19 protein-coding genes and 1 tRNA gene are annotated in these 23,577 nt (G+C 48.7%); 8 read left to right on the forward strand and 12 right to left on the reverse strand.

Annotation, left to right across the window (positions count from 1 at the left end; genetic code table 11):
* The first annotated feature begins 9 nt into the window (after positions 1 to 9).
* The 7 genes from paaN to IE074_RS05950 all read left to right on the forward strand — a co-directional run bounded on the left by paaN (position 10) and on the right by IE074_RS05950 (position 8,564).
* Positions 10 to 1,722, forward strand: coding sequence for a phenylacetic acid degradation protein PaaN (gene paaN, locus IE074_RS05920; protein ID WP_189384517.1), 1,713 nt, complete (start codon positions 10 to 12; stop codon positions 1,720 to 1,722).
* A 39-nt stretch (positions 1,723 to 1,761) separates the two neighbouring features.
* Entirely contained in the window at positions 1,762 to 3,225 is a 1,464-nt protein-coding gene (locus IE074_RS05925; protein ID WP_189384518.1) for a carotenoid oxygenase family protein, read from the forward strand.
* A gap of 16 nt (positions 3,226 to 3,241) precedes the next feature.
* Complete coding sequence (locus tag IE074_RS05930) at positions 3,242 to 4,990, forward strand: class I adenylate-forming enzyme family protein (protein ID WP_189384519.1); 1,749 nt, start codon at positions 3,242 to 3,244, stop codon at positions 4,988 to 4,990.
* Positions 4,987 to 5,691, forward strand: a complete 705-nt coding sequence (locus IE074_RS05935; protein ID WP_189384520.1) for an alpha/beta fold hydrolase — start codon at positions 4,987 to 4,989, stop codon at positions 5,689 to 5,691. Before IE074_RS05930 ends, IE074_RS05935 begins: the two co-directional genes overlap by 4 nt.
* 20 nt (positions 5,692 to 5,711) lie before the next feature.
* Entirely contained in the window at positions 5,712 to 6,680 is a 969-nt protein-coding gene (locus IE074_RS05940; RefSeq protein WP_189384521.1) for a Bug family tripartite tricarboxylate transporter substrate binding protein, read from the forward strand.
* Positions 6,681 to 6,745: 65 nt separating this feature from the next.
* Positions 6,746 to 7,735 (forward strand): NAD(P)H-dependent flavin oxidoreductase, encoded by a 990-nt coding sequence (locus tag IE074_RS05945; protein WP_189384522.1) that lies wholly within the window; start codon positions 6,746 to 6,748, stop codon positions 7,733 to 7,735.
* Positions 7,736 to 7,775: 40 nt separating this feature from the next.
* Positions 7,776 to 8,564: a citryl-CoA lyase gene (locus IE074_RS05950; RefSeq protein WP_189384523.1), complete on the forward strand. Its 789-nt coding sequence runs from the start codon at positions 7,776 to 7,778 to the stop codon at positions 8,562 to 8,564.
* A gap of 48 nt (positions 8,565 to 8,612) precedes the next feature.
* Here the strand turns inward: IE074_RS05950 and mnmM are convergent, their stop codons facing one another.
* The 9 genes from mnmM to IE074_RS05995 all read right to left on the reverse strand — a co-directional run bounded on the left by mnmM (position 8,613) and on the right by IE074_RS05995 (position 17,087).
* On the reverse strand, positions 8,613 to 9,185 hold the full coding sequence (gene mnmM, locus IE074_RS05955) for a tRNA 5-(aminomethyl)-2-thiouridylate-methyltransferase MnmM (RefSeq protein ID WP_189384524.1): 573 nt from the start codon (positions 9,183 to 9,185) through the stop codon (positions 8,613 to 8,615).
* Positions 9,186 to 9,219: 34 nt separating this feature from the next.
* Positions 9,220 to 10,005: a GntR family transcriptional regulator gene (locus IE074_RS05960; RefSeq protein ID WP_189384525.1), complete on the reverse strand. Its 786-nt coding sequence runs from the start codon at positions 10,003 to 10,005 to the stop codon at positions 9,220 to 9,222.
* Between the two features lie 19 nt (positions 10,006 to 10,024).
* Positions 10,025 to 11,065 carry a 4-hydroxythreonine-4-phosphate dehydrogenase PdxA gene (pdxA, locus tag IE074_RS05965; protein WP_189384526.1) on the reverse strand — a complete coding sequence of 347 codons (1,041 nt, stop codon included), beginning with the start codon at positions 11,063 to 11,065 and terminating at the stop codon, positions 10,025 to 10,027.
* Entirely contained in the window at positions 11,062 to 12,279 is a 1,218-nt protein-coding gene (locus IE074_RS05970) for a four-carbon acid sugar kinase family protein (RefSeq protein ID WP_189384527.1), read from the reverse strand. Before IE074_RS05970 ends, pdxA begins: the two co-directional genes overlap by 4 nt.
* Positions 12,276 to 13,304: a 2-keto-3-deoxygluconate permease gene (locus IE074_RS05975; protein ID WP_189384528.1), complete on the reverse strand. Its 1,029-nt coding sequence runs from the start codon at positions 13,302 to 13,304 to the stop codon at positions 12,276 to 12,278. The genes IE074_RS05970 and IE074_RS05975 overlap by 4 nt, the downstream gene beginning before the upstream one ends.
* 368 nt (positions 13,305 to 13,672) lie before the next feature.
* Positions 13,673 to 14,668 carry a linear amide C-N hydrolase gene (locus tag IE074_RS05980; protein WP_189384529.1) on the reverse strand — a complete coding sequence of 332 codons (996 nt, stop codon included), beginning with the start codon at positions 14,666 to 14,668 and terminating at the stop codon, positions 13,673 to 13,675.
* Between the two features lie 67 nt (positions 14,669 to 14,735).
* Positions 14,736 to 15,497 carry a hypothetical protein gene (locus tag IE074_RS05985; protein ID WP_189384530.1) on the reverse strand — a complete coding sequence of 254 codons (762 nt, stop codon included), beginning with the start codon at positions 15,495 to 15,497 and terminating at the stop codon, positions 14,736 to 14,738.
* Between the two features lie 29 nt (positions 15,498 to 15,526).
* A complete protein-coding gene (locus tag IE074_RS05990) occupies positions 15,527 to 16,594 on the reverse strand; it encodes a linear amide C-N hydrolase (RefSeq protein ID WP_189384531.1) in 1,068 nt (355 codons plus the stop codon).
* Positions 16,595 to 17,012: 418 nt separating this feature from the next.
* Positions 17,013 to 17,087: transfer RNA gene (locus IE074_RS05995), tRNA-Arg, on the reverse strand.
* A gap of 300 nt (positions 17,088 to 17,387) precedes the next feature.
* Between IE074_RS05995 and IE074_RS06000 the strand changes: the two genes are divergently transcribed.
* Positions 17,388 to 17,924 (forward strand): c-type cytochrome, encoded by a 537-nt coding sequence (locus IE074_RS06000; RefSeq protein ID WP_189384532.1) that lies wholly within the window; start codon positions 17,388 to 17,390, stop codon positions 17,922 to 17,924.
* A 148-nt stretch (positions 17,925 to 18,072) separates the two neighbouring features.
* Here the strand turns inward: IE074_RS06000 and IE074_RS06005 are convergent, their stop codons facing one another.
* The 3 genes from IE074_RS06005 to hemE form a co-directional block, all read right to left on the reverse strand.
* A complete protein-coding gene (locus tag IE074_RS06005; RefSeq protein ID WP_189384533.1) occupies positions 18,073 to 20,154 on the reverse strand; it encodes a UvrD-helicase domain-containing protein in 2,082 nt (693 codons plus the stop codon).
* Positions 20,151 to 22,217 (reverse strand): primosomal protein N', encoded by a 2,067-nt coding sequence (locus IE074_RS06010; protein WP_229793907.1) that lies wholly within the window; start codon positions 22,215 to 22,217, stop codon positions 20,151 to 20,153. Before IE074_RS06010 ends, IE074_RS06005 begins: the two co-directional genes overlap by 4 nt.
* A gap of 280 nt (positions 22,218 to 22,497) precedes the next feature.
* On the reverse strand, positions 22,498 to 23,571 hold the full coding sequence (gene hemE, locus IE074_RS06015) for a uroporphyrinogen decarboxylase (RefSeq protein ID WP_189384596.1): 1,074 nt from the start codon (positions 23,569 to 23,571) through the stop codon (positions 22,498 to 22,500).
* Positions 23,572 to 23,577 lie beyond the last annotated feature (6 nt).

The raw sequence follows: 23,577 nt of genomic DNA on the forward strand, positions 1-23,577 counted from the left end.
GAAACGAAAATGAATAAACTTTATGAATTTATAGATCTTTTTACAAAGCACCAGGATCTTTTCCAGCAAGCTCAACAGGCTTGTCTGGAACGACATCACTGGAGCCCTTTTGCGGAATCTCCGGCAAGCTATCCCGATAGCGAGACGGCAAAACAAAAAGGACTGGAAAATTTCAATAGCTACCTGAACGGAAATTTTTCCATAAACCAGCCGGGTACCGCTGCCGGATACCTGGGCAATGAGATATCACCTTACACCAAACAGGCGCTGGGGGTACGCTATCCGCTTTCTGAGCTGGACACATTATTCAAAGCGGCAGAGCAGGCAATGACAGCCTGGTCAAACACTTCGATTGAAACCCGTACAGGAATTTTACTGGAAGTTATTGAGCAACTGTACAAACAACATATATTTACCTTGACCTATGCTGTCATGCATACAACGGGACAAAGTTTTAATATGTCATATACCGGATCAGGCGTCAATGCACTTGACCGGGGCATTGAAGCGCTTGTTTATGCCTATCAATCGATGAAATCAGTCACACAAAAAGCGTACTGGTCACGTTCTTTTGGCTCAAGCACCATATCAATGGAAAAACACTATCGCTTAATACCTAAAGGAATTAGTGTCTGTTTTTCTTGTGCCAGTTTTCCTACCTGGAATGCCCTGCCCTCTATGATGGCAAGTCTGGCAACCGGCAATGCCGTTATTGTCAAAGCCCATCCTGCCACCATTCTGCCAATGGCTATCGTTGTTAATGTTTTCCGCCAAGTACTGGCCGAACATGGTTTCAATCCTGACCTGGTTTGCCTGGCACTGGATACAGCTGAACACCCCATCGGCAAAGATATTATCAAACATCCCAAAACAGCCATTGTAGACTTCACCGGTAGCGTGCGTTTTGGCAAATGGGTCGAAGAAAATGCCCATCCTGCCATTTGTTATACGGAAACGGCTGGCTGCAATACAGTTATTCTAGCTTCCACCAACGATTTGGATGCTGTCGTGCGCAGTCTTGCCACAACACTTTGCATGTTCAGTGCGCAAATGTGCACCAGTCCGCAAAATATCTATATTCCCAAAGCGGGTGTTCAAACTCCTGATGGCATAGTACCTCTTCAGGAAGTTGCACAAAAACTGGCTATCGCCATACAGGCAATTTCACAAAACCCCAAACGGGCCGCCATGATTCTTTCCGTTATCCAATCAGATGACACGATTTCACTATTAAAACAGCTCAGTGAAGAAGGCAACAAACGAGGCACCGTGATTCTGGAAAGCCAATCTTACTTGCACCCGGAATACCCCCATGCACGCACAGCGACACCACTCATGATTCAGCTTGAGAAAACGGAACGCGACATGTATACCCAGGAACGTTTTGGCCCTATCAGTTTTATTATTGCATGTGAAGATGAAAATGACGCACTTGAACAAGCCACAACTGATGTCCATGAGTTTGGTGGACTGACTGCATTTGTTTACTCCCAAGACGAAGCCTTCATCCATTTATGTGAACAGAAATATGCACGTGCTGGCGCCCAACTTACCATCAACCTGACCGGCCCAATGCCACTTAACTTCGCTGCAGCATACAGTGACTATCACGTTACCGGTCTGAATCCTGCGGGCAATGCATCACTAACAGACGCCTCTTTTATTGCCGGTCGTTATCGCATCACCCAATCCAGACGCCCCGTCATGCCTTCTGCCAATTAAACAAGTTAAAAATCAACTTATTTTCATAGAGAGATAAACATGGATACATTGACACCTACTCCTACACATGAAGTCCGAACGTTGCAAGGGGGATTTGCTCCAGTTAACGAAGAGCTGACGATTGAGTTAACAGATATTCAGGGAGAAATCCCGAAAGACCTGAATGGCATACATGTCCGCAATGGCCCAAACCGCTACTATAAAGCGGAAGGCAGATATCACTGGTTCGACGGTGACGGTATGCTGCATGCCGTCAAATTTGAAAATGGAAAAGCGTTTTACCAAAACCGCTGGGTCATGACCGAAGGTCTGCAAGAAGAAATAGCCGCTGGCAAGGCTTTATGGAAAGGCATAAAAGAATCACCTCGTAAAGAGCGCCCTGATATGCCAATGAAAAACACCTCAAATACGGATGTCAAATACTTTGCTGGCAATTTCATTTCAATGTGGTGGCTTGGTGGTATGCCCTATCTGGTTAATCCCAAAGACATGTCTACCATCGGCCCTGTATCTAATGACGAACGTCTAAAAAACCTGCAAATATCAGCACACTCCAAAGTTGATGAACGAACCGGTGAGTTTTTATTCTTTGCCTATGGAAAAGAAGCACCCTACATGCATTATGGTGTTCTCAGCAAGGAAGGAGAGCTGAAAACGCTCTTCCCGATTGAGCTTCCTGGTCCTCGCTTGCCACACGACATGGCCTTTTCCGAGAACTACAGTATTGTCCATGACCTGCCGCTATTCTACGATATGGATGCCTTTGCATCTGGCCGTCACAAACTAAAATTTTATGCCGATATGCCCTCTCGCTTTGGGATCGTCCCTCGTCATGGAAGCCCGGAGCAAGTAAGGTGGTTTGAGGCCAAACCAGCCTATATGTATCACGTTTCCAATGCTTGGGAAGAGGATGACGGACAGGGCGGCACAGAAATTGTCATGACCGGAACACCTTTTCGCTTGCCCCGTGATCTGGATGGCAATATTGAAGCAGAACGCTTTGCAAAACTGGTAGCAACACACGAGCATGACTTCATGTTCTATGAATGGCGCTTCAACTTGCGTACCGGAGAAACCAAAGAACGTATTCTTGATGATATTTTCAATCAAGAGTTTCCGGTCATCAACTCATGGATGCAAGGCTATAAAACCCGCTATACCTGGAACGTATTAATGGCACGCTGCCTGCAACGGGAAGACCCTCGTTTTTGCGGACTGGTAAAACAAGACTTGTTGACAGGAACCGCAACCAGTTACCACGAAGGGATGGATAAATGGTTCAGTGAGATGCCCTTCGCTCCTAAAGATAATTGGGTAGAAGAAGATGACGGCTATCTGGTGGGCTTCATGTACGACATGACGCTGGAAGCCTCTTTTGTCTGTGTTTTTGATGCAAAAGACATTACCAAAGGACCAATAACACGCATTCGTTTACCACAACGAGTCCCTCATGGCTTCCATGCGACCTGGGTCAGTGCTGAACGGATGAAACGCGGATATTAAAAAGGGGGATCTCACCATGATATTGGTAAGCGACGAAAAAATTTCTGAATATACAGAAAAAGGATGGTGGGGCACAACCACCATCTGGGATATATTCCAAAAAAATTGTGCTGAAAATCCACATGCAATTGCTGTTATTGACGCCAGTAATCGCGATACGTTTATGGATGGCCCTGCCCGTCGACTTACCTGGAGCGACCTTGCCAGAGAATCCGAGACATTCGCCGCTATTCTAATTGAAAATGGCATTCGCAAAGATGATGTACTGGTAATGCAACTGCCTAACTGCATAGAACAATTCCTTGTCTATCTGGCATGTGCTCGACTAGGTGTTATCGTCTCTCCGGTGCCTGCACAATACCGTGCCCATGAACTGCGGCAAATACTCGAAATAAGCAACGCTGTGGGTGCCATCTGTTGCAGCAGAATCGGCACAGTCAATCACGCCTACAATGCAACACACTTATTTACCGATTTTTGTGAGAACAAGGTAGCTGCTTTACGTACTGTCTTTTCCTGGGGAGCTGTGGATTCTCCTTTCGTCGTCGACGTACAAAAGCACATGAAACTCGGACTAAATGCAACGCAACAAAACAATCTGCATAATGTTGTCCGGGCAAACCCTGTTACCGCCAATGATGTATTCACAATTTGCTGGACTTCAGGCACGGAAGCATTTCCCAAAGGTATACCACGCAGCCATAACGAATGGTTGGTTATTACTCCCTCCATGACTGAAGGTCCAGAACTAGCGCGCCATAGCCGAATTTTAAACCCGTTTCCTTTAGTCAATATGGCCGGCATTTCATTATCATTCATGTCATGGCTGCAACTGTGTGCAACCGTTGTACAGCACAATCCTTTTGATCTTGAAGTGTTCCTGCAACAAATCAGGGATGAAAAAATTCAATATACCCTGGTTGCTCCCACTATTTTAAGCAAGCTTCTTAAAAACGAAAGCCTGTTAGCCGGCATTGATTTTAATATTTTAAAAACCCTGGGCTCTGGTTCAGCCCCTTTACCCGACTGGATTGTCCGCACTTTTAAAGAAAAATTCAATGTGCAGATTATCAATCATTTCGGTTCTAATGAAGGGGCTGGTTTCACCAGTGGTTATCGTGACATACCCGATCCGATATTACGGGCAAAATACTTCCCGCGTGCCGGTGTGGAAGGTTTTGAATGGCATGTTTCCACAACAAAAAAAATCCAGACAAAACTTGTAGATACCGTAACGGGCGAGCTTATTACCGAGCCCAACCGTCCGGGAGAAATGCACTATAAAGGCCCCAACATTTTTAGTTGTTATTACAAAAATGACGCCATGACTCGCAACGCTTTTGACGATGAAGGATATTACAAGCTTGGGGACCTTTTCCAAATTGCCGGTGACCGTAATCAATACTACCAATATGTCGGTCGATGCAAAGACCTGGTTATTCGAGGAGGCATGAACATATCCACACAAGAAATTGAAAGCATTATCAGTGGTTACGATGATGTACTGGAGGTCGGCATAGTAAGCATACCCGATGACATTCTGGGCGAGAAAGCATGCGCTTGCATAGTGCCTCGTAATGACACATTAGATTTCAAGGCATTACAACGCTTCATGAAAGAAGAAAAAGAAATCGCCAACTTTAAAATCCCTGAATATCTACTTTTAATGAACGAGTTACCTCGCAATCCGGTCGGCAAACTTATCAAGCACCGACTGCGGGAAGAAGCGCTCACACAACTGAAAAAAGACAAGGTAATAGCATGACGAAAAATGTTGTATTGCTCATTCCCGGCCTGATGAACCCTGCCTCTATTTGGGATGAAGTCAAGGCTCATATTGACCCGTGTATTGAAGTACGGATACTGGATGTAAGCAGCCAAACTTCCATTACAGACATGGCTGACGATGCTTGGCAAGCTATTGGTGACCTGAATCAAGAAGACAATATCGTACTGTGCGGTTTTTCGATGGGAAGTTATGTTGCACTTGAAATGCTTGGCCGTCCGCATAGAACACTAAAAGCGGCAGTTTTAATAGGTTCGTCTTTAAATACTGAAACTGAAAAAAGTGCACAAATCCGTAAAAAATCCATGACAGCTATCCAGCAGGACTTCACCGGTTTTTTAAATCGCCTTGCCCCCTTCCTGATTGCTGAATCTTTTTCCCACAAAACAAATCAACTGGACAACATGAAAGAAAAAATGTTGTCCATGGGCCAGGACGTTGCATTACGCCAGAATATAGCCATTGCCGAACGTACTGTTTGCCGTGACACACTGGCACATAACAAGGTACCTGTCACCTTATTATGCGGAGCGGAAGACAAAATCAACCCTCCTGAATGCAGCCAGGAAATTTCCAAGCTATTCGCGTGTGACAGTCCCATTTTAATTGAGGGTGTTGGTCATATGGTCCCTCTTGAAAAACCATTGACTATTGCAAAACAAATAAATAAGTTTTTTTAAAAAAAATACTGGAGACAACAATGAAATTCACAAAAAAAATGGCTGTTTTAGCGTTTGGTATCACGTTATTTTCCCATTCAGCATCTGTATTTGCCCGGAACGACTCTATTACCGTAGTCGTTCCTTACTCATCTGGCAGTGTTCTGGATACCGCCATGCGAGTGGTTGCAGAAGAATATAACAAACTTTTTAATGAACTCATTATTATTGAAAACAAACCAGGAGCAGGCGGTGCTATTGCCGCCCAGCATGTTGCCCGTGCACAGCCCAATGGTAAAACGATTCTTATGGGCAGTAGTGGTATGTTAAGTATTAATCCATATACGTTTGATAAGCTGCCCTACTCAGCAGACAAAGACTTTAAGGCCATTACCGGCTTTGTTGCTGCTCCCATGTTAATGGCAATTAACAAAGAAGTCCCGGCTACAAATGTCAAAGAATTTGTTGAATGGATTAATAGTCATCCTGATCAGGCCAACTATGGTTCTTTTTCAACCGGCAACCCATCACATTTTGCCGGTTTTATCCTGAATAAGGCAACCGGCATACAACTGGTTAATATACCTTACACTGGTGGCTCCCGATATGTTCAGGATCTGGTGGGAGGACGGTTAACCTCTTTATTTGCCCAACGCTTAAACCTTGAAGCTTTTTACAAAGAAGGTTTATTGAAAATCATTGCCACCTCTGGTGAAAACCGTGACTCTGCCCTACCTGATGTAGCGACCTTCAAAGAGCAAGGCTTACCTGATCTGACATTTATGATGTGGACAGCACTACTTGTGCCAGCCAATACCGATGATATGGTCATTAAGCAATTAAGCCAGCGTTTTAATGAAGCCATGTCGCAACCTGCCATCACCCAACGTTTGAAAGATATTGATTTCCAATCAATTGCCTCCTCTCCAGAAAAAACAAATGAATTTATTCTTTCTGAATCCAAACGATGGGGAGCAATAGTAAAAGAAACAGGATTCAAAGTAAATTAATCAATAGTCAATCCAGCCAGACTCTCCTATTCTCCCTGCAAACTCACACAGGATTAATTTTTACTATGAAAACGTTTACGCCATTTGAATCTTTACGCCTGCCCGTATTTGCAGCTCCGATGTTCCTGGTTTCAGGAGTTGATCTGGTTGTTGCTGCCTGTAAAAGTGGCATTGTTGGTTGTTTTCCCACTACCAATGCCCGGCCCCTTGAACAGCTTGATAGCTGGATGGCACAAATATCCAACGCACTGAGAGAATTCAAACATGAACACCCCGATCTTCCGGTTGGCCCCTGGTGTGCAAATGTCATCACTCACTCATCCAATACAAGATTACCTGGCGATTTGGCTTTACTTGAAAAATATCAACCTCCTATTGTTGTAACTGCCTTAGGTAGTCCAAAACCAGTCATTGAAATCGTCCACTCTTATGGCGGCATCGTCATTGCGGATGTCATTAATCTGAAACTGGCCATGAAAGCAGCTGACGCTGGTGCAGATGGTCTCGCCTGCATTTCTTCTGGTGCCGGAGGTCATACCGGTTTTCTGTCTCCATTTGCCTTTGTCAGTGCCATCAAACAGTTCTTTAACGGTTACATTATTATTGGTGGTGGTATTACAAATGGCCAAGGAGTTGCAGGCAGCTTGGCTGCTGGCGCTGACTTTGTATACATGGGTACCCGATTCATACCCACCGTGGAAAGCATGGCCTCAGATGCCTATAAAGAAATGATTGTCCGCAGTACGATTGATGATCTTGTGGTATCTGATCGGATAACGGGTACCCCAGCCAGCTGGCTTAAGCCTTCTTTGGAACAAAATGGCCTGGATCTGACTACGCTTGATACGGCACCAAGCCGCAACTATGACAGCAGCCAGCAAATTGATACCCGACGCTGGAAATCCATCTGGGCGGCAGGTCAAGGACTGGGCTCCATTCATCACATAGAACCCGTATCGGATGTGGTTGACCGCCTGGAACAAGAGTTTCACCAGGCTTGTGATGAGATGATAAACAAAACAGCCATGTTTTTACCACCCTGCGTACAAGCCTGAACCACAATATATTCCTAATACATCAATGGAGAAACACTGAATGCAGGATAAACCACTTAAAACAGAAATAGGTTACACAACACCCGAGGCCATTACAGTCAGGGGTAAAAATTTAACTGATGATTTACTCGGTAAACTTGATTTTGTTGAAATGATGCTGTTTACCATTTTTGGTAAAATCCCTAATGACAACGAAAAAAAAATGGTCAATCATATTTTGGTCACAGCCTGCGACCATGGCTTGACACCCAGTGCCATGTCCGCCCGTCTTACCTACCTGGGGGCTCCGGAAGCACCTCAGGCGGCTATTGCTGCCGGTTTATTGGGAGCCGGCAGTGTTTTTCTGGGTACGACACAAAATTGTGCGCAAATGCTTGCTTCTGCGGCTAAAGACCTGCCTGACGCTCCTGATCGGGACACGCTAATGCAATGTGCCCGTCAACTTATTCAAACCAGCCGTGATAAAAATCAAGCTATTTATGGAATCGGCCACCCTATTCATATTAATGGTGATCCCCGTGTTCCAGTCCTTGAGCAGCTCTCCAAAGAACTCGGTTACTACGGCAAACATTGGCAATTAATGCAAACAGTTCAGGAAGTGTTTTTTCTTGATCGCAATAAAAAACTCCCTATTAATGCCGTTGGTGCCGTTGGTGCAATTATCTGTGATATGGGTCTTGATCCAATGATTGCCCGAGGTCTGATGCTGGTAGGACGTGCCGGAGGATTAGTAGCGCATTTGTACGAAGAAAAACATAACTCTATTGGGCAACAGATATGGGACCTTGTATTGGCACAGGACAAACGTAATATTGCCCCTTCGCGCTAATGGGTAAATAGTGAAAAGCGCAAGATATTAAAAAATCCTGACCCACCTTTAACTGGTAGACACTTTTTCTATTGCCAGCAAATAAGGTGGGTTATTCTTCTGATTGGTGAACTGATAGCGTAACACCTGAAAATGTTGCTGATCCAGTCCATTAACAAAAACCTCGATGGCTTCCTGCTCTATCCTGCCCGCCTCATGACCGGGATAAATAACCAGTAATAATAAACCGTACGGCTTTAACAAACCCAAGCCCTGGGTAACGGCTGCCAAGGTAGTATCCCGTTGGGTGGTAAGTGCTTTATTGCCACCCGGCAAATAACCCAGATTAAACACCACTGCAGACAATCGCTTCCACACATGCCTATTCATGTGCTGATGGCCTTCGCCAATCAATACTACCTGCTCATCAAGACCCGCCGTCTGCAAGCGGCGCCGTGTTTTTTGCAAAGCCTGCTCCTGCACATCAAACGCATAGACCTTGCCACCGGCCCCCACACATTGGGCCAGCACCATCGTATCATGTCCGTTACCCATGGTGGCATCAACCGCGACATCGCCAGGCTGCACCGCCTGTCTTAAGAGCTGATGGGCAAATGAAAGAACAGGCACTAACTGGGTCATGGCAGGCGAAATAACTTTAATGATTGAAAAGTGATTACTTTAGCACGCGCTGAAAATTTTTCACCTGAATCTTGTTTTCCAAAGAAGCATCAACGGCAATATCAAACACAACTTTGTCTTCACGGTGCCAGGCTGTAAACCACTCCATTGGCAAACCGTGCTGGTCGTAGTAACTGGCCTGCAATTGCAATAAGGGGCTTTTGTTTTTAACCTGCAGGTAGGCCGCCAGTTTTTTATCTGCAGCTACAATCTGAATCTGGTTTCTGCCCTGTTCAGGTTTACGCTTGAACTGTTTATACAGCTGTTGATGCAACGAATTATTGGTAAGATCCGCCACCGTCAAAGTGTTAAATTCAATGGGCAGCCATGTTTGCACATAGGAAATGGGCTCTTCATTGATATAACGAAGCCGCTCAAGCAAGACCCCTTCCAGGGCCCCATAAAACCCGGCCACCGCATCGGGAAACACGCCTTTTCCCAAATGCAACACTTCGGTTCTCAGCATCACTCCCTTGTCTTCAAGTTGGGAATGAAGGCTGAGGGAGTTTTGCAAATTGCGCCGGTGTTTGACGCGGGGTGCAACCACCGAAGTGCGACCCGCCTGTTTAAGGATAAAACCGTCCTCAACAAGAATTGCCAAAGCCTGGCGCACGACACTGCGGGCAACATTAAAATGTGCGCTCAATGCATTCTCGCTGGGGATCGCGCTGCCTGGCGGCAACTGGTTATTGGCAATGGCCTGTTTCAGGCTTTGTGCCACCTGCTTGTATAACGCATTTTTGCCTTTGTTTTCTTCTGAAATTTTTTCCAGATACAGCACGATTCCTCCGGTAATTGATTTAAGCCTCGGTGCGGGAGGCGGCCTCCCAAACGGTTGACCAGCCCAGGGACAGGCTGGCGGCACGTTCTGCAGCCAGTATCAGGCTGTCTTCGCGTGCCAGATTTTTACCGGCAATATCAAATGCCGTGCCGTGATCAACCGAAACACGCACCACCGGCAAACCCACCGTAATATTCACGCCATCATCCCCATAAACCGCCTTGAATGGAGCATGACCCTGGTCATGATAACAGGCAACCAGAAATTTCCACTTGCCACGCACGGCCTGGGGCCAAAGTGCATCGGCAGGTATCGGACCCACTGCGTTAATGCCTGCCGCCCTTGCCTTTTCAATGGCAGGTGTCAGAATGGCGCTATCCTCGGTACCAAAAATATTGTTTTCTCCGGCATGAGGATTCAAACCGGCCACGGCAATTGGCTCATCCTGACGGTTCAGGGCCTTGGCAAAGGCATGAACCAGCTCAAGGATGTCATCCATGCGCTTGGGATTGGTGTCTTCAATGGCCTGACGCAGGGAAACGTGAGTGGTTGCATGAAACACATACAGATCACCGGCAGACAGCACCAGTGAATAGTTTTTTACCCCAAACTCATGGGCCAGCAACTCGGTATGACCAGGCCACTTGTATCCACCCAGGTGCATGGCTGCCTTGTTAAGAGGCGCAGTCACAATACCATCGACTTCACCCTTGCGGGCCAAATCGCAGGCTTTCATCACAAACAGGGCCGAACCGGCTCCGGCCCGGGCATCCAGCTTACCCAACTCAACCTCTTCCAGTGACGGCCCCACCTGAATCACCTCTATGGTTCCCGCTTCATTACTGGCCTGTGCCGGTGTCTGGATTTCCCGCACCTTGCCGGTATCCTCATTCAAACCTGCCACCGCCTTACACAAGGCAGCCACATCACCAATCACCACAAATTTTGCTTTCTGCCTGAGTTCGGGGTGATTCAGCAACATCTTTGCCGTAATTTCAGGGCCAATACCGGCCACATCACCAACGGTTACGGCCAACACAGGCAATCTTTTTTCACTCATTTAAATTTCCTTTCCATCAGGTTTTCTGCCGCCTGAATCAATATGTCTTCGGTGCCAAAACCACCGGCTTTCGTTACAATGGGCATACCGGCATAATCGCCACCAATCAGGGTGCCCAACGGCACACCGCCAGAAACCTCATCAATCAGGCGAATACCCGTTGCCTGCAAGGCTTTCATGACTTGTTCCGCGCCATCACCACCGGTCCCGATGATTCCCTTGACATTAAACGTGTTGACAATCTCCTGCGCAAACTGCGCAAGCCGCCATGCCACCATTTCCGGAGACAAACCGGGATACTGGCCCTCGGGCGCCAGAAGTGCCACGATATGCCGGCCGGTCCGCATAACCTGTCGGCAGTTTTCCAGCGCCTGGCTTTTCCAGTCATTAAAGAGCGCCTGATTATTCAAGACCTCAAGCGAGGGCAACATGACCAGGCCCCCCCTTTCCTGCAATACCCGCACTTGCCTGCGGGTAGCGCTATGCTGGGAGGTCACGACGGCCAGCACAATCCCTTCCTGATCCATACGATAGGCCCAGGCAGCCGCCATGGCCATGGCCAGTCCACCGGCTCCTACCGGCAACGCCTGTTCACCCAACAGCACAATGGCCCTGGCCAGACGTTTCAGATCCTGGTTGGTCACAGCGTCCACCACCACCGTATGACCACCTTGACGGATTTTTTCAGCCAGTGTTTCAGCCGTATCGCTTTCCTGCGGACTGATCAGGGAGCAGCCAAGCAAGCTGGGAATATGACTTTGCGTGACGGGCGTAACCGGATCGCTGCCCGCCGATGTTTCTGTTACAGGAACCCCATTGACCAGCAACACGCCCGCTTCAACCGTTCTGCCGGTTGCCGGAAAAGCGGGACAAACCACCGCCATCGCATTGTCATGCCAATACTGCCTGGCGGCTTCAATCTCTGCCAAAAACGGGCCACGCAAGGTGGAATCGACTTTTTTGAATAAGTGACGCACCCCGTATGCCTTGAGCGTCCTTATTTCGCTGGCAACCGCACGGGCGGCTGCCTCTGGCGTCAAGCCCCGGCTGTTACTGTTGATTGACACGACATCAGCATGAATCCCAGGCTGGGAAAAGGCTTCTTTGGAACCCCCGACATACAACTGGGTTTCCCAGCCGCAACGCACAAACTGCACGGCTGAATCACCCGCCCCGGTCAGGTCATCGGCGATGATCGCTATTTCAGGTTTCATAATTTAACGACACCGTCTGTTGCCAGGCTATCACCAGCAATGACGGCAGCATCCTCTACCGATTTCAATTCACCGGATCTTTTCAGGAACCAGGAAGCCAGCACGGGAGCCATAATAGAACTGATCAACACACATGCGGCAACCTGTGCGGTCGCTGTTTCAACATAAACCAGGAAACGCGGATCGGCAGCTGCCACAATGGCCGGTGTTGCAATCGCATTGCCTGCGGTGGTACCCGCAGCAAATCCAATCCCGCTTTTTCCACCCCTTCTTAAAATATACTTGTAGCCCAAATAAACCAGGAATCCGGTGATGGGACTGATCAGGAAACCCAGAACAATACCGGTCATGCCACCGCTGACAATCGCACTCAGGTTAATACCGGTGCCCAGGGAAAAGGCGAAGAATGGAATCACGATATTTGGCACCGGCTCCAGCGTTTTACGCCACTGCACATCCAGGTTACCCACAATCACCCCCAGAATGAACGGTACCAGGGCAGCCACCAGCGCAATCACGGGAATATCAGCCAGACCGGATGCGCCCAGGAACAACAAGCTGAAGAAGGGGCCATCGTTAACGGCACTGGCCACATATGCACCGCGATCACGATTGTCACCATACTGCCCGGTATAGGCCAGCCACAGGCCACCATTGCTGTTGTCAAAGGCTGCCAGCATGGCAAGAATGGACACCCCCAAAATACCATCAAGACCTACAAAAGAACCCAGCAATACAATCAGGCTTGCCGGAATAATGGTTTTACAAAAAAGAATCGTGCCTGCCGTGGCCAGAATTGGGCCACCGGTACGCATATTAACCTGGGTGCCCGTGGCAAAAATCAGCAAGGCAATAAATGGCAATGCACTGTTTTTAAACAAGGCCGTTGTAAAACTGCCAATACCCAACGCCTCGGGTGCAAAGGTGCCAAGAATGGAACCCAAAATCAGGGGGACAAGCATCAATCCTCCGGGGATCTTAAGCATTGTCTTGAACATAGGAAATATGGAACGCTCTTGTGTCATTTACCGACCCAGCCTCACTTGGTTTAAGAATATGAATTTACTTGGTGAATATATATGAAACCCAATCGCTCATGACTGGCCACCCATGGCTTGCTGAATCCCAATACCTGTACGCACAAGTTGTACGTACAGGGTGGCATTATTCTACTTTGTCATAAAATTGTCAATAACAAATTTAATTTGTTAAACCAATGACTTATCGATTCAATAAAATTAAATAGCACACGACTTATAAGAGGAAACGCTTAAAAAAATATTAGATACTGTGTCAGTATCAGCATTAAAAAACCCCAAAAAGCAGGCAGCGTGTCCAGCTTTTTGGGGCTCACAGTGGTTAGCGTAGAGGGCCTTTCAGCCCATCATCAACATCAGGATCCCGCCGATAAAAAGGCAAATGGCTCGGTTTCCACAAAAGATGAAGAAACCTCACCCGCATACGTCTTGCTTGCCATGGGCCCCAAATCCAGCTTCAGGGCTTTGGATGGATCCAGGCCAAAATCGATTTTTTTCAGGTCTACCCAGAATGTGTTGGGACTGAAAGCTGATTCAAAGAAATAATTCAAATGTTTGTGATCAACCACGGTTCGCCAGCGTGTTGACGATATATTCGGCTCTGTTTCAGAAGCAATACCATAAGGAACCGAAACATTCCGGATGACCCCAAACATACTGGCCAAGGATTCGGCAATAGGTGCTTTTTGCGGGATGGCATCCACATAAAACGAAGCACGCACAAAACGGTCCGCAGCCCGGTTAGTACCCGGTAACATCACGGTGCCGCCAATTTGTTTCCAGTAAGCGTCAAGCGCCAGCTGATCATTAAATACGGGCGAGTTGGTCATGACCTGGTATTTCCGGTCATGGTGAATCACCTGCTTGCCACCAATATATTCAATAATGGCGCTGTCTCCAGAGGCATCCGACAATGAAAGATGCAAAGTTGCCAGACGGCCCTGCCCCGGAACCTGATCGGACACCAGGGTAAAGGGTTCTTTTTCCAGTGCCTTGACTGCTTCAGCGACCGTGGCGAAACTATCCAGCATGTATTGCGCCCACAGGGAAATGTTCAAACCTGGTTTGCTTTCTGGAGTAAGTGTCGGGTATTCTGATTCGACCAGCCACAACAGGTTAACAGCCAGGCCTTTTTCATTAAGCCCGTCAGTGGTGGCAATATCATAACCCGTGGCAACCAGACTGCCATACCTGGACTCCCAGGCAAGAGAGTTTGCGCCTGCCTGCCCTTGGCGTTTCACCCCACGGGGCAATGCCCACAGATTGGTGCCCACATCCATTTTCCAGTCCATTGAGCGAGCGGTAACAATCTGTTGCTCTTCACCCAAATAAACCACTCGTGTACATGCCATAACTATTGTTATCCCACTTAAAAGTAATGAAAAGGCCAGCAAAAGCTGGCTTGCGCGTAGATCTGCCTTAGAATTTCCAGGTCAGCCCAAGAAACGGTCCCGTCAAGTTTGTATCAAGTCGCATCCCGTTCCGCTTGTAATCCAGGTCAAGATAACGATATCCGGTTGATACATAAATATTATCATTCACTTGATAATTGGCACTTAAGGCAAATTGCCTGGTTAGCTCTGATCCGGCACCCAAACCACCAATATCACCATACGCCAGAATGGACCAGTCAGGACTCAAACTGAAATTGGCGCGTAATGCAACCACCGGATCAACAAAAGTCTGGATACTGGATTTCTGCTCACCAATGACCGGAACGCTGACTGAAGCCCGGGTACGCCAGACCCTCGCACCCGCCATGACATCCAGGGTCACCACTGAATCATCAATAGCCCGATACCCTCCGTTGAGGGTAAGGGCAGCCATGCGCAGCTTGCCATTGGCCGAAATACCTGGAAAAACCTGTCCTTTTCTGGAAAGGCTGGCATATAGCAAGTCTCCGGTAACCACGAAACGTTCTTTTCTGGCAAAACCATTAATAAAGAATGCGGCATCCAGATCTTTCAATGTGTCTGAAAAAGAGCGCTCGTATGAAATAGCAGGCGCTCCCGAAAAAGGCGTGATATTGCCCTCCACGCCGGTTGCCCAGACATAGGGGGTAATTTGCCCTTGCCAACCGGCATTCTGTGCGAAGGCCACTGATGAAACCAGGCAACAGGCCAGGGCAGAAATACCCGCCCGAAGCGTTGGCCATGAGCGCCAGAGATGGGACTGAAGCATTCCTGCATCCTTTTGAATATGACCAGGTATCAAAGACCCAAAAATTCGAAGGGTTTGGATTCCTCGAATTTATCATTGACTACACCTGAGAAAGTATTAGCCTGATTTGGACCCAGATCCAGTTTTTTGACTTTGCCTGTTTTTTCAGAAAAATCAATGTTGTTAAGCTCAACCCAGAAAACGTTGGGCGTCAATGCGCTCTCAAAAAAATACAGCATGCGCTTCTGGTCAGCCACGGTACGCCAGCGGGTTGAGGAAATATTGGGCTGATCAGGAGTACTGATGCCAAAGGGCACAGACACGTTGCGAATAACGCTGAACACGCTGGCAATGGTCTTGCGCGCGTCTTCTTCACGAGGAATGGCATTAACATAGAAAGCTGCGCGCGTAAAGCGGTCAGCGGCACGGTTGGTACCTGGCAGCATGACGGTACCACCAATATCGGTCCAATACGAATGCAATGCAAGCTGACGCTCAAACGTTGGTGAGTTGGTCAGAACCTGGTATTCACGACTGTGATGAATCACCGCCTTGCCATCAATATATTCCACAATGGCACTATCACCACTGGCGTCGGATATGGCCAAATGCAGCGTGGCCAACCTGTTTTGTCCCGGTACGTCACGTGAGACGATTGTATAAGGCTGCTTGCGCAGTGCGTCAACCGCCTCCTGGACCGTTGCAAAGTTATCCAGAATATATTGTCCCCAGGCAGCAATGCTCAGACCCGGTGCGGAGCCTTCCTTAAACTCAGGGTAACTGGACTCAACCAGCCACAGCAAGTTGGCAACCAGGCCGGCTTCATTCATGCCGTCTGTGGTTGAAATGTCATAACCCGATGAAATCACGCTGCCATATTTTGAGGTCCAGCGAAGGGAGTTCTCACCGGCCTGGCCATTTCTTTCCATGCCCCGGGGGAAAACCCACAGATTGGTTTCCACATCAACGCTCCAGTCCATTGAGCGGGCGGTAAGAACCTGATTATCAACGCCATGATAGACCAATCGGGTGCAAGCCAATGCGGTGGTTCCCACGAGCATGGTTGCCACAAGCGCTGTCGCGGCGGTTTTTCGTAAAGCGTTGGTGAATAAAGACATGCTAACTATCCTTTAAATATAGAGGGCGTAACTGTTTTATGAAACCAGGGGGTTCTGTTCAGAATAAAGCATACCCTGACCTCGTGGTTTACATCACTGAACGTGGCTGATATTAAGAACAGATATGTATACTGCACGAAACTTATTCCCATCACCGGGTTCAGTTTTCTTGACAAGGTAAATCTATTGGCGTGAACCGTTTTCAACGCGCTTAAATTGTATCGGTTTTTTACTGTAATTCTTGATATATGTCAATGTGAATTTACAACCGATCTGACTGTTGGGCATTAAAAATACAGGGATTTTTTTACGGCTGTATTTTATTCAACGATATAAAAAAAGCCCCTGCTTTCATAGGAAAGTAAGGGCTTTCTTCGGTACTGCCACCAAGCAGTATAAGCTTCATTTAGCATTCATCTGGCGTCTCCGACAGGAATCGAACCTGTATCAAGAGCTTCGGAAACTCTTATTCTATCCATTGAACTACGGAGACTGACATAACCGGTGATTGTACCTCATTAATATTAATCGCCGCTACTGTTTAATAAGTTTTCTGTTTAAAAGATAAAACGGCTTATAAAAAACAGGCGTTTGCACATAAAAATTACGCAAAAATGGCATTTTAAGGGGGTATAACGCTGGAATTCATACAAAACTCAGAGAGTGTCGCTATAATTCATCACTATAATCTACCGTGTACCTTTAGTAAGTATAATGTGATTAACCCTACTGAATGACCGGTTTTCATTACCCACCCGTATTTGCGCAAACAAAAAACCTTAGGATTTTATCCATGAGCGAACAAACCGTACAGAACGAAGAACACACAAGTCCCATCAAATCACCCAAGCAGCTTATTGCTGTCGTGGGGTTGTCATTCCTGGTGCCTGTCATCGCGATCATCCTGCTGGTAAGACTGGTAGACACAACACCCAGGATTGGTTACGGCTCAGATGCCATGTCTCATGAAGCCATTGCCGCCCGCATCGCGCCAGTAGCCTTGTACAACGTTACCATCGTAGCCGAAGCAGAAGAGACTGGTCCCAAACAGCTGCTGACCGGTGAGGCCCTGTACAACAAGCTGTGCATGGCCTGTCATGACGCCGGTGTGGCCGGTGCCCCCAAAATAGGTGACAGCGCGGCTTGGGCACCACGCATCGCTCAAGGTGAAGACACGCTTTTCAAGCATTCACTGGAAGGATTCAACGCCATGCCTGCCAAAGGTGGCGATACTTCCCTGGATGATATCGAAGTAAAACGTGCGGTTGTATACATGGTGAACAAATCAGGCGGTTCTTTAACTGAACCCGAAGCACCCGCTGCACAGTAACAGTCTGCTCTGGCAGCTTTCCACTGCACAAAAGCCTTCGGCTACACCGAAGGCTTTTTATTGCCTGCCCAAAACACATCACTTACGAAGTAAGCATCCAAGGTTTACCAGGATAGTTACTAGCGTTGAAACTGGCTGCGGATACCGCTTAGCCCTGTGCGGCTCCGGCTTTTTTCTGCAGCATTTCTTTTAATTTCACCAGCCTTTCCTTGGGACTCATACCCTGGTATGGATCCTGCAGCAGTTGCCTGCCACTTTCCAGCCCCATTTCACTGATAAACCGGGATGGTTCACGAATCAGGTCTTCACGCGCCCGGCGACGTTTTTTACACCAGGTCAGAGTCAAGTGGAACTGTGCACGCGTAATGCCAACATACATTAACCTGCGTTCTTCCTGGATACGCACATCCAGCGCCTCAGCGTCTTTATTGGCATCGCCATATTCATCATCCTTGCCCATATGGGGCAACAGGCCCTCTTCCACGCCCACCATGTGCACATAAGGATACTCCAGCCCCTTGGAAGCGTGAATGGTGGTTAGCTTGACGGCATCCGGCTCTTCTTCTTCCTCGCTGCGTTCCAGCATGGTAATAAGGGCAATATGCTGCACCAGCTGCATCAGGTCAAGACCGTCCTCCTGCGCCTTGCGCTTGAGCCAGTCCACCAGCTCCAGCACATTCAACCAACGGTTTTCCGCCGCGCGTTCTTCCTGGGTTTCATACAGGTAGTGTTCATAATTCATGTATTTGAGAATATCATCCAGCAACACATCGGCCGATGCGGGTTGCACGGCCTGGACCGGGTCTGCCTTGCCTTTGCTGGCGCGCCACTGGATGGTCTGGATGAATTTGGCAAAGACACGCAAGGGTTCAAGCTGCCGGCTGGCAATTTTAGTATCCAGTTCCTCATCGAAAACCGCTTCAAAAAGCGAGCATTTCTTTTCTGCCGCATGCTCACCCAATGCAGTCAGGGTAGCCTGCCCAACCCCCCGCCTGGGCGTGGTAACCGCCCGAATAAAGGCAGGATCATCTTCCTCATTGGCAATCAGGCGCAAATAAGACAGCACATCACGCACCTCGGCCTTGTCAAAAAAACTTTGTCCACCCGAAATGGTATAGGGAATACGCAACTGCCTGAATGTCTGCTCGATAATCCGCGCCTGGTGATTGCCGCGGTAAAGGACGGCATAATCCTTCCACCGGGCATTACGCTCAAAGCGCGAGGCCGATATGCGCATACCCACCGACTCGGCTTCCGCCTCTTCGTTATCCATTGAAATAACCTGGATCGGCTCTCCCCTGCCCAAATTGGACCAGAGTTTTTTACCAAACAGGTTGGGGTTTTTTGAAATAACCTGGTTAGCCGCGTTCAGCACCGTTTCCACCGAGCGATAGTTTTGTTCGAGCTTGATCAGTTTCAGGTTTTTATAGTCTTTGGTCAGCTTGGCCAGGTTCTCGATGGTCGCACCACGCCAGGCATAAATGGCCTGATCATCATCACCCACGGCGGTAAACATATTCCGGAAACCGGTTAATTGCTTCACCCACTCATATTGGCAAACATTGGTATCCTGGTACTCATCCACCAGCAGGTATTTGATGCGCTTTTGCCAACGCTCGCGCACCTCGGCATTCTGCATCATCAATTGGGCCGGCAAGCGCACCAGATCATCAAAATCCACCGACTGGTATGCCTTGAGGGTGGCATCATAACTGCGATACACCAACGCGGCGTCCACCTCGTCAGGGGTTTGCGCAACTCTTTCGGCCATATCCGGGGTAACCAGATCATTTTTCCAGAGCGATATTTTTTGCTGCACCATGCGAATCCGCCCCTTGTCGGTCGTAGACAGCATTTCCTGCACAATACCGTAGGTGTCATTGGCATCCAGAATGGAAAACTGCGGTTTCAGGCCCGCGTGCGAAGCCTCTTCCCGCAAGAACCGGACACCCAGCGAATGAAAGGTGCTGATAATCAACCCTTTCATGAGTTTGCGGTCAATCAGGGTTTTAATCCTCTCGGCCATTTCCCTGGCAGCCTTGTTGGTAAACGTCAGCGCCACAACGCCTTTGGCATCATAGCCGCAGGTATTGATCAGGTAGGCGATTTTTTGGGTAATCACACTTGTTTTGCCACTTCCCGCACCCGCCAAGACCAGACAGGGTCCGTCCAGGTACAAAACAGCCTCGCGCTGGGAGGCGTTCAGGCCATCAAGATTTGTTGTACTCATATTTCAAGTGGATCCACTTCGGTAAAGTAACGAATACGGTGGCGCTTGCCAATTTCCTGCACCAATGGCAGCCAATGCCCAAGAAATGCCTGCAATACGGGTCGTGATGCCGACTCCACCAACAACTGCGCCCTTTCTACATGCGCCACCCTAACAATCCGCAAGGGTACGGGATCATACATATTGATGGCGGCCTGAAAACCGCTCAATTGTGGCTGCGATGCCAGCAACTGCCTGGTCTCAAGTAAAAACTGCATGGCCTGATTCACGGTTTTGGCCTGGGCGCTAATAAGCACCTGGTGAGAAAAAGGAGGCAGATGGGTGATTTTACGCTCTTCAAGGCTGGCATTGGCAAAAGTATCATAATCATGTCGTATCAGGGCCTGATAAACCGCCTGTTCGGGATAGGCGGTTTGAATCAGTACTTCACCGCCCGCCACATGCCTGCCCGCCCTGCCCGAAACCTGGGCAAGCTGGGCGAACAATTTTTCAGGGGCCCTGAAATCGGAAGAAAACAGCATGGCATCGGCATTAAGCACACACACGAGGCCAAGCTTGCGAAAATCATGCCCCTTTGCCACCATTTGCGTGCCAACCAGGATATCAATTTCCCCAGAGTGCACCCGGTCAAACAGTTTGCGGGCACTCCCCTTCAAACGGGTGCTGTCGGCATCAATCCGCTCTACACAGGCTTGCGGGAAAGCCGCCTGCAGATACTCTTCAACCCGCTGGGTGCCCCTGCCCAGCATCTCCAGATCCTGATTGCCACAATCGGGGCATTTGACCGGCACCCTGCCGTAATAACCGCAATGATGACATTGCAAGACATTGCCATGCCCGGGCATGCGGTGCAGCACCGTATAAACCGAACAGCGCGGACATTGGCTCATCCAGCCGCATGAGGCGCAATGAATGACAGGAGCATAACCACGCCGGTTAAGGAACACCAGGGATTGTTCACCCCGTTCCAGCCGCTCCCGGATGGCGTGCAAGACCACCGGTGCAAACCCCTGTTCAAGCTTGATCTGTTTGGTGTCAACCAGTTTAATGGCGGGCATATACGTGGTTTTGGCACGCTTTGCCAGGGTTAATTTAAGATACCTGCCAACATTGGCATGCTGCCAGCTTTCCAGTGACGGCGTGGCTGAACCCAGTACCACGGGAATATCCAGCTGATGCGCACGCCATATGGCCAGATCCCGTGCCGAATATCGCAAACCCTCTTGTTGCTTGTAAGAAGCATCATGCTCTTCATCCACAATAATCAGGCCGGCCTGCTGCAAGGGTGCAAAGATAGCCATCCGGGTTCCCAGCACAATCCTGGCCTGTCCGCGCTGTATGGCGACCCAGGCTTTCAGGCGCTCGCCTTCTGCCAGCCCGCTATGCAATACCGCAATGCCATCCAGGCCAACCACCTGCTGGAAGCGGGCCAGCAAAGCCTGCTCAAACTGCGGGGTGAGGTTGATTTCGGGCACCAGAAACAACACCTGTTTACCTTTAGTCAGGACATCCAGCGCCAAATGCAGATAGACTTCGGTTTTACCGCTACCTGTAACGCCATGCAGCAGGACGGTTTTGAATCCTTTAATGGCCAGCACCGCATCCACGGCTTCCTGTTGCTCTTCATTAAGCACATGCGTGTTGTCTTCAGGTGGCGCAAGCGCGATGGCTGTTTTCTTTCTGCGATCAAGCCGGGCAACCGGCCCTCCCTTGGACAACTTGCCGGTATAAGAACCGGGCTTTCTAAGTGCAGAAGGCATGGCTGGCAAGAGGACCTCACCAACAGGACGATGATAATACGAGGCGGCAAACAGGCCAAAATCAAGCCAATCCTGCGGCAATGGGGATAAATCATCAAACACCATCAAGATGTCCTTGACCTGGTCTTCGGGGTAAGAAGGACTTTCTATGGTTTCCAGTACTATACCAACCAGCTCCCGCCTGCCAAAAGGTACCAGCACCCGTTGCCCCTTGATGGCCTGAAGGGATTCAGGCACACGATAATCGAATGGGCCTGCCAAAGGAACATCCAAAGCAACACGAATCCATTGATTATGTTTCAAACCCTGCTTCCTGAAAATTGCCTGACAAATGATAGGATAGTTTCAATACCGACGAGAGGCGCTGAGATTGGTACTGGTTACCCGCCCCCAGGCTGTGGATAACTTTGGGGAAAAGTATATTGATAATTTGTTGAAAAGATGACAGTCAATATAAATTCTTCGAAAAAGCCTGAAAAAATCTTATTTTTCTTAGCAATATCAACAACTTAATTTGAATTTCTATATTTTGTTTTAATAAAGGGCAAATATTACCCTTTATTAAAACTGTGCACAACTTCAATTAACCGTGCATTTTCCGGCTATAGGTATGTACTTCATCCACCAGGGCAGCCACCCTTTCCGGATTGGTAAACTGGGAAATACCATGCCCCAGATTGAAGACATGACCGCCCTTTCCAACCGGACCAAAATCATCAATCACCCGACGCACTTCCTGACGCACCGATGCTTCGGAACCAAACAGGCTCATTGGGTCAAGATTGCCTTGCAAGGCGACCGCATCGTTAACCCGGGCACGGGCCTTGCCAAGGTTAACCGTCCAGTCCAGGCCCATCGCATCGCAGCCAGTGGTTACAATATCTTCAAGCCACAAGCCACCACCTTTGGTAAAGACAATAACCGGGATTTTCTGGCCATTGTATTCGCGCAACAAGCCATCGCACACCTGCTTCATGTAAGCCAGGGAAAACTGCTGGTACAGGCCATCGGCCAAGGCACCGCCCCAGCTGTCAAAAATCATCACGGCCTGGGCTCCCGCCCTGATTTGTTCGTTCAGGTACTGGGTGGTGGTTTGAGCGGTAATATCCAGAATTTTGTGCAACAATTCCGGCTGCGTATACAGCATGGTTTTGATGGTACGGTAATCGGCAGAGCTTTGACCCTCCACCATATAACAGCCAACCGTCCAGGGACTGCCCGCAAACCCGATAAGTGGGGCGCGGCCATTAAGGGTGCTTCTGATTTGGGAAACCGCATCAAACACATAACGCAACTCGTTCATGTCCGGAACGGCCAGCTTGTTGATCTCGTCTTCCGTACGCAAGGGACGCGCAAAACGTGGCCCCTCACCGTTAACGAAATCAAGCCCCAGCCCCATTGCATCAGGAATCATCAGGATATCTGAAAACAGAATGGCCGCATCTAGCGGAAAGCGGTCCAGGGGCTGAATGGTGACCTCTGTCGCAAAATCCGGATTTTTGGCAAGCCCCAGAAAAGAACCTGCGGTACTTCTGGTTTGTTTGTATTCGGCCAGGTAACGGCCTGCCTGCCTCATGAGCCAGACCGGTGTATAAGAAACCGGCTGACGCTGCAAGGCGCGAAGGAAAGTATCGTTTTGTAATGTAGCGGCAACCACAGCAAT

Origin of the sequence: Advenella faeciporci, assembly GCF_014652395.1 — a bacterium.
GTDB lineage: Bacteria > Pseudomonadota > Gammaproteobacteria > Burkholderiales > Burkholderiaceae_B > Advenella > Advenella faeciporci.